6 protein-coding genes are annotated in these 6,085 nt (G+C 62.0%); 3 read left to right on the top strand and 3 right to left on the bottom strand.

Annotated features, from left to right (window positions below; genetic code table 11):
* The first annotated feature begins 90 nt into the window (after nt 1–90).
* Genes I5W_RS15980 through I5W_RS15975 form a run of 3 tightly spaced genes read left to right on the top strand, consistent with a single transcriptional unit; the run spans nt 91 to nt 2,364 of the window.
* Nucleotides 91–1,521 (top strand): GGDEF domain-containing protein, encoded by a 1,431-nt coding sequence (locus I5W_RS15980; RefSeq protein ID WP_044529972.1) that lies wholly within the window; start codon nt 91–93, stop codon nt 1,519–1,521.
* 8 nt (nt 1,522–1,529) lie between these two features.
* Nucleotides 1,530–1,652, top strand: coding sequence for a hypothetical protein (locus I5W_RS33880; RefSeq protein ID WP_256380784.1), 123 nt, complete (start codon nt 1,530–1,532; stop codon nt 1,650–1,652).
* Complete coding sequence (locus I5W_RS15975) at nt 1,642–2,364, top strand: transporter substrate-binding domain-containing protein (RefSeq protein WP_252717050.1); 723 nt, start codon at nt 1,642–1,644, stop codon at nt 2,362–2,364. The genes I5W_RS33880 and I5W_RS15975 overlap by 11 nt, the downstream gene beginning before the upstream one ends.
* A gap of 22 nt (nt 2,365–2,386) precedes the next feature.
* Here I5W_RS15975 and I5W_RS15970 read toward each other — a convergent pair whose 3' ends face one another.
* The 3 genes from I5W_RS15970 to I5W_RS15960 form a co-directional block, all read right to left on the bottom strand.
* The gene (locus I5W_RS15970) at nt 2,387–3,577 is read right to left on the bottom strand and encodes an AGE family epimerase/isomerase (RefSeq protein ID WP_044529971.1); all 1,191 of its coding nucleotides are present in this window, start codon (nt 3,575–3,577) and stop codon (nt 2,387–2,389) included.
* Between the two features lie 26 nt (nt 3,578–3,603).
* A complete protein-coding gene (locus tag I5W_RS15965) occupies nt 3,604–4,614 on the bottom strand; it encodes an ABC transporter permease subunit (protein WP_017451449.1) in 1,011 nt (336 codons plus the stop codon).
* Between the two features lie 20 nt (nt 4,615–4,634).
* On the bottom strand, nt 4,635–6,085 hold a 1,451-nt coding region (locus I5W_RS15960; protein WP_044529970.1), incomplete at its 5' end, for a sugar ABC transporter ATP-binding protein.

Below are 6,085 nucleotides of genomic sequence, written 5' to 3'. Positions count from 1 at the left end.
CCGTCCTGCGGTAACGATGTCCGCCTACTGCACTCCTACTGCATCGCGCGGCATCAACCATTCCTGAGCAAAGCATCCCCCCGCAAGAACATGAATTTGCTCTCCAAAAATTCCCTGGCAGTCCACCTGCTGCGCATCATTTTCGGGAGTTACTTTTTAGTGACACTCATCGTCACCTGCCTTCAGTTGGGTGCCGAGTATGAACATACGCAATCGGGCGTGGACAATGAATTGCGCGCCATGGAGCAGACCTTCGGCGCCAGCCTGGCCAGCTCCACCTGGCGCTTTCAGGGCGACGTGCAAAAAGCCACCCTGCGCGGCATCAGCAACCTGCCGGTGGTCACCGGAGTGAAGATCGAAGATCCACAAGGGCGGTTGGTAATGGCACTGGGCAACATCATCGAGCAGGATGGCCGTCACATCCATGTCGATGGCGACGGCATCCGCAGCGCGCTGCAGCCGGGCTTCTTCGATGCCGCCACCAGTCATCGCTTTCCCATCCTCTATCGCGATGAACATGGGGTTACTCACGACATCGGCGCATGGACCGTGTATTCCAGCCGGCATGTCGTCATCAAAAAAGTGGCCTACGGTTTCACGCTGATCCTGATCAACTCGATCATCAAGACCTTGGTGCTGTGGTTCATCTTCCTCTACGTGTTCAATCGCTGGCTGGGGCAGCCGATCGCGCAACTGGCCGACTTCGTGAGNCGCCAGAACCTGAGCCAGCCCGATCAATCCCAGCATCCGCAAACGCCCCAAAGCATCTACCTGCCNGGCAAGCAACGTCATGAACTGCACTTCCTGGCAGAAGCCATCAACGCCATGCTGTCCAACCTGCGCAAGCAAGCCGCGCAGAACCGCGCACTCTATGCGCAACTGGAACAGGAAAAGGAATCGCTGCGCCTGCTCAACAAATCGCTGGAGTTGCGCATCGCCGAGCGCACGCATGACCTGGCCCAGGCCAATGAACGCTTGCGTTCCCTCAGTCTCACCGATGGCCTCACCGGCATTGCCAATCGACGCAGCTTCGATGAGACGCTGGACCAGGAATGGCGACGCAGCGTGCGTCATGCCAAGCCGCTGACGGTGGCCTTCATCGATGTCGACTGGTTCAAGCCCTATAACGACCACTACGGCCACGTGGCCGGGGACGCCGTGCTGCGCCGGGTGGCGCAAACCCTGCAAGACACCATTGGCCGCGCCGGCGAAACCGTGGCACGCTACGGTGGCGAAGAGTTCGCTGTGATCGTGGCCGATACCGATGGCCAGCGTGGATTACAGATCGTCCAGCGCATGTGCGATGCCATCTATGCGCTCGATCTGCCGCACGCCGGCTCGATGCTAGGACGCCTTACCATCAGTTGCGGGGTCGCCTCCTGCATCCCGGCCCATCCAGAGGCGCGCCTGGAAACCCTGATGCAAGCTGCCGATGCCGCGCTCTATCAGGCCAAAACGGAAGGTCGCAATCGGGTGCTGATGGCGCCCACGATGCCGCCACCGCCCGCTCTGTCCGAATAAATCTGTACATGCACTCCAAGCTTGTCCGTATTCCCATCACTGCATTGATGCTGGCCTGCCTGGCACCGCTGGCGCTGGCGACGGAGCAGATCGTCTGGGGCAATACATGTGCCGCCCTACATGATCCGTAGCGGGGAATTCGCGCATCAGGGAATCTTCGACCTGACGCTGGACATCATCAAGAAGAAATTGCCGCAGTACCAGCACGTGGAGCTGGAAGCCCCTTTCCCGCGCATCAACAGCGAGATCGTCAAGGGTAGCCACTGGTGTTACAACGGGATGCTCAAAACACCGGAGCGGGAAAACTTCGGCTACTTGTCCTTGCCGATCTCGATCTTCCTGCCGCTGCGCATCATCGTGCGACGCGACCGGCTGGCACAATTCAAGAGCCCGCTGTCGCTCCAGGCGCTGCTGCAGAATCGGCAATTGACCACCTCGGTCATGCGCGACCGATCCTACAGCCCGACCGTGGACATGCTGTTGGCAGACTATCGGCCCCAGGAAAATTATTCGGAACAGGTGGAAGCCATCGGGATGCTCCTGGCGGGCCGTATCGACTACATGATCGAACTGCCACTGCTGGCCTTCGAGCAGGCGCGTGCGATGGGCCAGCCCGATGCGCTGGTGGCGCTGCCCATGCAGGAAGCCAACGAAGTCGTCTTCAATCGGGTGATGTGCCCGAAGAATGAATGGGGCCGACAGGTGGTAGAGCAGGTCAACAAGGTGTTGCTGGAGGAACGTGCCAAACCGTTCTACCGTGCCATCGTGGAGAAATGGCATGACCCCGAATCGGTCGCACAGATCCGCAATATCTATGACAAGGTATTCCTGAAGATCCCCTGAAGACCCGCTGCATTGCCGGCAGCTAGTCGTCCAGTCCGCCTGCTTCCATCACATCCCAGCAGGCCCCCATGGTGTGGTAGTCGACCTTGCCCGCGGGTGATTTGGTATCTTCCAGTTTGCTTCCATCGGCCGCCAGGATGCGGAACCACGCGCCGTATTGATGATCGACCAGATGCGCCCAGCTCCACGCCCAGATCGCGTGATACTGGGCCCGGAAGCGCTCCTCGCCAGTGACCCGCCACAAGCGCCAGGCGCTGGCGAAGGATTCGGCCTGGACCCAGAAATACTTGTCGCTGTCATAGGGCTGCAGCGCGGGATCGAAGCCGTAGATCAGGCCACCGTGTTGCGCATCCCAGCCATGCTCCCAGGCTGCCGTCTGCAACTCGGCCGCGCGCGCAATGTATTCTGGGCGTGGCTCGTGGCCGTGTGCAATCAATAGCAGCTTGGCCCACTCGGTCTGGTGGCCGGTCTGGAACCCCCATGGCTTGAAGATGTTGTCGTGATTGCCGCGGTTGTAGTCGTGGTCCAGCGACCAGTCGGCGCGGTAATGTTCCCAGACCATGTCCTGCGATTGCCGCGCCAGGCCAAAGACGAAACGCTCGATCAGCAACTGTGCCCGCTCCAGGTAGAGCGCACGGCCAGTGGCGGCATAGGCGGCCAGGCAGGCTTCACACATGTGCATGTTGGCGTTCTGGCCGCGATAGGCGATCAATTCTCCGGCCGCGGTGATCTCATCGGCATAGGCCGCATGGGCGGGTTCGAAGAAGGCGCTTTCCATGCGGGCAAAAGCCTGCGCCACCTGCTCGGCATCACACAGACCGATGCGGTGCGCATGGGCCTGGGCCAGCAGCACGAACGCCTGGCCATAGGCCATTACGGTGCCATCCTCGATGCGGTCATCGCGCAAGGTCCAGGCATACAGCCCGGCCAGCGGCCCCTGTCGATGACGGAACCGCTCCAGGTGTGCCAGCGCATGGCGCGCCTGTTGCAGGTAACGGGGCTGGCCGGTGTGGGTGTAGGCCATGGCTTGCGTGAAGACCAGGCGCGTGGCGCTGACCAGGTGCCGGTGGCTGTGCTCATAAACACTGCCATCGTCCTTCAGGTAGTGGAAGAAGCCCCCTTGCGGATCGATGGCGTGGCGATCATAGAAGGCCAGCGTATCGGCCACATGCGCCTGCAGGAAACGGCGGCTTGCGAAGTCAGGATGGGACATGAGGTCTCCGGTGTCGGTTGCGGGCTTCATTGGGTCGCGTCCTTCTGGCGCCACTTGTCCAGAATCACCGCCAGCACGATCACCGCGCCCTTGGCCACGTATTGCCAGAAAGACGACAAGCCCAGGATGGTCAATCCATTGTTCATCACGCCAATGATGAGCGCCCCCACCACCGTGCCCCAGATGGTGCCGACGCCCCCCATCAGACTGGTGCCGCCCAGCACCACCGCAGCAATCGCATCGAGTTCGTAGCCGCTGCCCCAATTACCGTTAGCGCCATACAGACGACTGGCCGACATGGCGCCGGCCAGTCCCGAGAACAGGCCGCTGATCGAATAGACGAACAGCAAGACCAACCCCACGCGAATGCCGGTCAGGCGCGCTGCCTGCAGGTTGCCGCCGATGGCGTAGATGTGCATCCCCAGCACCGTCTTGCGCAGGATCACCCAGGACAGCAACACCACTGCCACGGCGACCCAGATCAGCCAGGGCACGTGCAGGAAGTCACCATTGCCGATCCATTCGAAACTGGGAATGTCATTGTTCAAGACCGTGGTGCCATCGGCCAGCAGATAGGCCGCACCTCGGAAGGCCGTCATCGTGCCCAGCGTGACCACGAAGGCATTGATGTTGAGGAAGGCCACCATGGCGCCATTGACCATGCCCATCACCAGCCCGGAGACGATGAACATGGGTATGGACCAGCCCGGCGCGGCACTCAAGGAGACCTGCATCCCCAGCACCGCCGAAACCGCCAGCACCGAACCTACCGACAGGTCGATGCCGGCGGTGAGGATGACGAAGGTCATGCCCGCCGCCAGCACCAGGTTGATGGCCACCTGGCGCAGGATGTTCATGGTGTTTTCGGTGGTGGCGAAGTTGGAGCTGCCATCGCCACTCAGGTAGATCGTCAGCGCATAGAACAGCAGGTACAGCACTACCAGCACCGGCAACATGCCCAGCCGGTGCAGCAGCCATTGCGAGACCGAGGAAGAGGAGCGCGCTGCAACCGCCGCGCCGGCATCGTTTTTATGCATAGGAATGAGGTCAGCCATGACTAAAAGGAATGGGAAGAACGAGAAGAATCTGGGCTCTCCGAACGCTGCGAAGCCGTGGCGCCATGATTCTGCGCCGCGCTCAGACCAGCCGTGTCGGTGGCCAGGTGCATGATGCTTTCCTGGGTAATGGCCGCACCGGACAATTCGCCCGTGATGGTCCCCTCACGCATGACCAGCACGCGGTCGCAGATGCCGATGATTTCCGGCAATTCGCTGGAGATGACCACGACCGCCACGCCCTGCTCGGCCAGCTTGTGGATAAGTTGATAGATCTCGCTCTTGGCATAGATATCCACACCCCGCGTGGGCTCATCCAGGATCAAGACCTTGGGGGCAATCTCCAGCCAGCGCGCCAGCAAGACCTTTTGCTGGTTGCCACCGGAGAGCTTGCCCACAGCGACATCGGGATGGGCGACCTTGACGTTGAGGCGTCGTATCGATGCCTGCGCCACGCCTCGCAGCGCCCGACTGCGTACCAGTCCCAACCGGGCATGACGACCAGCTACGTTCATGGTGGCATTGGCGCCCACGGCCATCTGCAGGAACAGCCCCTGGCCCTTGCGATCTTCCGGCACATAGGCGATGCCGGCCCGCATGGCCGCGCGCGGCTCATCGATCTGCAAGGCCTGCCCGCCGAGCAGGATCTGACCGCCACTCCTGGCGTCAGCGCCGAAGAGCAGCCGCGCCAGCTCGGTGCGCCCGGCCCCGACCAGTCCGGCAAAACCGAGCACCTCGCCGGCGCGTACTGTGAAGGTAGCCGGCTTGACCCTGCCACCGGCCAGGTCCTGCACCTGCAAGACGGTAGGCAGCGCGGCGGCCTGCTCTGGCGCCATGCGCTGATGCTGGTAGAACTCACCCAGCGAGCGGCCCACCATCATCTGCACGATGCGCTCGGAATCGATTTGCTCACGCGTCAGCTCGCCCACGAAGCTGCCATCGCGCAGCACCGTCACGCGGTCGGCCAAGGCATACACCTCGGCCATGCGGTGGCTGATGTAGATGATGGCCAGACCTTCGTCGCGCAGGCGGCGCACCACGCCAAACAGATGTTCGGTCTCCCGTTCTGAGAGCGCCGCCGTCGGCTCATCCATGATGACGATGCGGCTGCGATGCACCAGGGCACGGGCGATTTCGACCTGCTGTTGTTCGGCAATGGAAAGTCGCCCGGCGCGGTCCGAGGCGCGGAAGGCTGCGCCCAGTTGGGACAGGACGGCATCGGTGCGCTTGCGCATGGCAGCGTGATCGATCAGGCCCCAGCGCGTGCGCAATTCGCTGCCCATGAAGACATTGGCGGCCACGCTGATGTTGGGTGCGACGGCCAGTTCCTGATAGATGAGGTTGATGCCGGCCGCACGACTGGCACCAGGGTCGCGCAGCGCGACCGGCTTGCCGTCGAGCAGGATGTCACCGCGGTCGGGCGCGTGTACCCCGGAAAGCACTTTCATCAGCG

Origin of the sequence: Herbaspirillum sp. B65 (assembly GCF_000333555.1) — a bacterium.
Classification (GTDB): Bacteria; Pseudomonadota; Gammaproteobacteria; order Burkholderiales; family Burkholderiaceae_D; genus Herbaspirillum; species Herbaspirillum rubrisubalbicans.
Note: the sequence above shows the minus strand (reverse complement) of the source record. Positions and strands in the feature narration are given on the sequence as shown.

What these genes read in the sequence shown, in the direction of transcription:
- I5W_RS33880 (WP_256380784.1), top strand. Translation starts at nt 1,530, where the DNA reads ATGCACTCCAAGCTTGTCCGTATTCCCATCACTGCATTGATGCTGGCC.
- I5W_RS15975 (WP_252717050.1), top strand. Translation starts at nt 1,642, where the DNA reads ATGATCCGTAGCGGGGAATTCGCGCATCAGGGAATCTTCGACCTGACG.
- I5W_RS15970 (WP_044529971.1), bottom strand. Translation starts at nt 3,577, where the DNA reads ATGTCCCATCCTGACTTCGCAAGCCGCCGTTTCCTGCAGGCGCATGTG.
- I5W_RS15965 (WP_017451449.1), bottom strand. Translation starts at nt 4,614, where the DNA reads ATGCATAAAAACGATGCCGGCGCGGCGGTTGCAGCGCGCTCCTCTTCC.